The 2,997-nt window shown below is 68.4% G+C and carries 4 protein-coding genes and 1 pseudogene; 1 reads left to right on the top strand and 4 read right to left on the bottom strand.

Annotation, left to right across the window (positions count from 1 at the left end):
* The 3 genes and pseudogenes from ACWD0Y_RS36485 to ACWD0Y_RS36475 all read right to left on the bottom strand — a co-directional run.
* Window positions 1-667 (bottom strand): IS3 family transposase (locus ACWD0Y_RS36485; RefSeq protein WP_450264549.1); only part of this gene is annotated, 667 nt, incomplete at its 3' end.
* Window positions 664-972 (bottom strand): transposase, encoded by a 309-nt coding sequence (locus tag ACWD0Y_RS36480; protein ID WP_450264548.1) that lies wholly within the window; start codon window positions 970-972, stop codon window positions 664-666. The genes ACWD0Y_RS36485 and ACWD0Y_RS36480, both read right to left, overlap by 4 nt.
* A gap of 69 nt (window positions 973-1,041) precedes the next feature.
* A pseudogene (locus ACWD0Y_RS36475) lies at window positions 1,042-1,743 on the bottom strand (transposase); the annotation flags it as partial.
* A gap of 219 nt (window positions 1,744-1,962) precedes the next feature.
* On the opposite strand from ACWD0Y_RS36475, the gene ACWD0Y_RS36470 reads away from it, so the two are divergent.
* Window positions 1,963-2,256: a hypothetical protein gene (locus ACWD0Y_RS36470; protein ID WP_450264547.1), complete on the top strand. Its 294-nt coding sequence runs from the start codon at window positions 1,963-1,965 to the stop codon at window positions 2,254-2,256.
* Between the two features lie 57 nt (window positions 2,257-2,313).
* Here ACWD0Y_RS36470 and ACWD0Y_RS36465 read toward each other — a convergent pair whose 3' ends face one another.
* Window positions 2,314-2,544, bottom strand: a complete 231-nt coding sequence (locus ACWD0Y_RS36465; protein ID WP_450264546.1) for a hypothetical protein — start codon at window positions 2,542-2,544, stop codon at window positions 2,314-2,316.
* Window positions 2,545-2,997 lie beyond the last annotated feature (453 nt).

Genomic DNA, 2,997 nt, shown 5'->3' with positions numbered 1-2,997 from the left:
TGCCTGCTGACGACGAACCATCACACACCTCGCTGATCATGAGGTGTTGCGACGACCGATTGAATCCGCCCTGACAGCCGTGGTCCGCGTGATGGATCAACTGCCCGGGTTCGACCTCGCGGGACGCCAGGGCGTACTCGAGGGTGGTCAGTACGAGGTCGGCGTCCGCGTGGGCGGAGGTCTCCCAGGCCACCACCCGGCGGGAGAACGCGTCTCTGATCGCCGACAGGCACAAGGGTCCCTCGAGGGTCGGGATCATGGTGAGGTCGGTGACCCACAGCCGGTTTGGTCTGTCAGCGGTGAAGTCGCGTTGCACGAGGTCGGGGGCGAGTTCGGCGTTCCGGTCGCGGCGGGTGAAACCCTTGCCCGTCCGGCGAGGGCTGATTCCGGCGAGGCCGGCTTCGCGCATGAGCCGTTCGACTCGCTTGCGGCCGACGTGGACGCCTTCGCGCTTCAGGACGGCATGCACGCGGGGTGAGCCGTAGATGCCGCCGGAGTCGGTGTGGATCTGCTGGATCTGTCCGGTCAGCTCGGTGTCCTGGCGGCGCCGTTCGCACGGCTCCTTCTTCGCCTGGCACCAGCGGTAGTAGGTGGAGGAAGGGATGTGCAGTTCCCGGAGGGTGGGCTCGACCTCCAGGTGAGGGTGCTCGTCGAAGAGCGCCGTCACCTGGACCGGGTCGGGTCGAGCTGTGCCGCGAAAAAAGCCGAGGCCGTCCGCAGGATCTCGTTCGACCGCTTGAGCTGGGTGTTCTCCTTGCGCAGCGCGGCCAGCTCGGCGCGTTCGTCGCTGGTCAGCAGATCGTTGCGTTCGCCGGCGTCGGCCTCGGCCTGGCGGATCCAGCCGCGCAGGGCCTCGTGATGGACACCGAGTTCCTCGGCCATTCGGCGGATCACGGGCTTCGGCTCGGAAGCGCGGTACATCCGCACCGCACGCTCACGCAACTCCAGCGGGTACTTCCTCGGGGCAGGCATCGTCTGGGCTCCTCTCATGAGTCCCATCTGACCTGCTGTCACCTCATCCCGCATCTCGGGGGAACCTCAGGGCGTCGGCCGGCGCATCACCCGGTCCGACCGCAGTCGGCCCAGGATCTCGACGGGCAGGTCGCCCAGCAGGTGAGCGATGCGGGGCGCGTCGTATCCGGCGTCCAGCACGACCAGGACGTTGGGGTCGCCCTGCTTCCACTGGCCGGCGGCGACCAACCGCTCGATGACCTCACGGATTTGCGCGGTGGTCACCGCGGCGACGTCGGCGCCAGGCTCCAGGCGGACCGCGTCCAGCACCGCCGTCCAGGACGTGCGGCCGGTCTCCAGCGCGGCCACCACCGAGTAAGGCCAGCCGGGCACCATCTGATGCTTGCCCTCACCCCGGCCGAACGTGTGGCAAAAGGCCCGGTCGGCACTGGTGTTGGCGTCCGGCCGGAGCCACGGCGAGACATCCACCGCCAGCACGAGCCGGCCGTCCGCCGCCCTGGGCAGCGGCACCCCAATTAGGGCCCGCCGCAGCCGGGCGACGTCGATCCGGCCCTGGTTGAGTCCGCCGTACAGAGCTCCGTGCCCACGGCGGTGTTCGGGCGCGAGCGCGAGATCGACCAGCGTCCGCACCGGCCCGTCCGTGCACAGCAACGCGTCGCACAGCTCGAACAACGCGTCGCCACGTGCGGTCAGACACGCGTACAGCTCCGAGCGGAAGTGTGACACTTCCGCGAACGCATCCCGCAGGACGCCCTGGTGCACCAAGCTCACGGTCACGGCCTTCGCGCTGATCCACTCTGTGACGGAGCACAGGATCAGACGGAGGCCGCCCTCCTGTCCGCTGAACTGCGAAAGCGCTGACCAAGTTCGATCCGCGTTCGACGTCGGACTATAAATGACAAGCTCAGGTCGGGGGTGTTGGCACGAGTACGCCGGCGGGACCGTGCCTGTCGATACAGGTAGGGCCCCGCCGGCGTACGGAAGGGGCGGTTGCTTCCCGAGCCGTTTCCGGATGGGCATGCGGTCGATACCGGTCCGGCGGGCGAACCCGGATTCGGTGGCGTCGCCTGGGTGGATACCGGTGATGGTGACCTGTGGGAGAGCGGCGAGGGCCCCCGCTTCCGCGGCGCGGTCCGTGTCACGGCGTCGAGCGAATTCCGCGGTGAGGCCGTCGGCGTCCTCACGCATCAGCCGGTACGCGGCTGTCAGCGCCTTCCTCGCTTCCGCCTCATTGTCGGGATCGAGGTAACGCTCCTCGATCTCGTTGGCGTAGTCGAGTTCTGAGCTGGGAAGACTTCGGATCGCTGCGAGCTGTTATGTCATGAACGCTCACAAACAGGCTCAGCGCTTGGGGCAGATGCTGCCGGAACCCGTGTTGGCCAGCGCTTCGAGGTCGACGACGGCGTCGCAGGCGTACGCCGGGATGGGGAGGCCAGTAGGGCTCTGGTCCAGGATGCCGATGCTGGTGCTGTTCAGGCCGTAGGGATCGTCGTCGGCCAGGGCCTGACCGGCGCCACCCACGGCCAGTCCCGAGAGCAGCACGGCAGTGGTGAGAATACGGGCGCAACGCATGAAGACCTCCAAGGTTCAGGGAACGTGTGCCTCTCCAACCCACCGCAGTCCGCGCCGCCCTGCGACTGGGGGACGCCCATACGAGCGAGTAGGGGGCCCTTGAGCGGAGAGCAGAACACCGAAAGGCCGGTCAGCGTCGTGAAGCGGTCGAGCGCCGTGCCCCTCCAGGGGCGACCAGCTGAACTCCGCCGGCCCTGCCCCTGGCCCACCACCGGGTTCCTACCTCGTTCGAATCCTGAGCCGGGCAGAGGCCGGCACGCTACCTGCCGGCATGTCGTGCGCGGATCAGGAACAGGTACTTCATCCGGCGGGGAAGCGCGCGGCAGGAGGACGGAGGCCTGCCGTGTCCACGGCGTGCCAACGAGACAGGGGAGCTCGACCCGCTTCTCGTCGTCGCGGCGAGCAACGAGCGCCCGGCGGCGCTCGAAGCGGGGGACTCCGGCAGGCTCTACA

The sequence above is a fragment of the Streptomyces altiplanensis genome, assembly GCF_053591575.1.
This window is presented reverse-complemented; position numbering and strand designations above follow the sequence as displayed.

What these genes read in the sequence shown, in the direction of transcription:
- ACWD0Y_RS36480 (WP_450264548.1), bottom strand. Translation starts at nt 972, where the DNA reads ATGCCTGCCCCGAGGAAGTACCCGCTGGAGTTGCGTGAGCGTGCGGTG.
- ACWD0Y_RS36465 (WP_450264546.1), bottom strand. Translation starts at nt 2,544, where the DNA reads ATGCGTTGCGCCCGTATTCTCACCACTGCCGTGCTGCTCTCGGGACTG.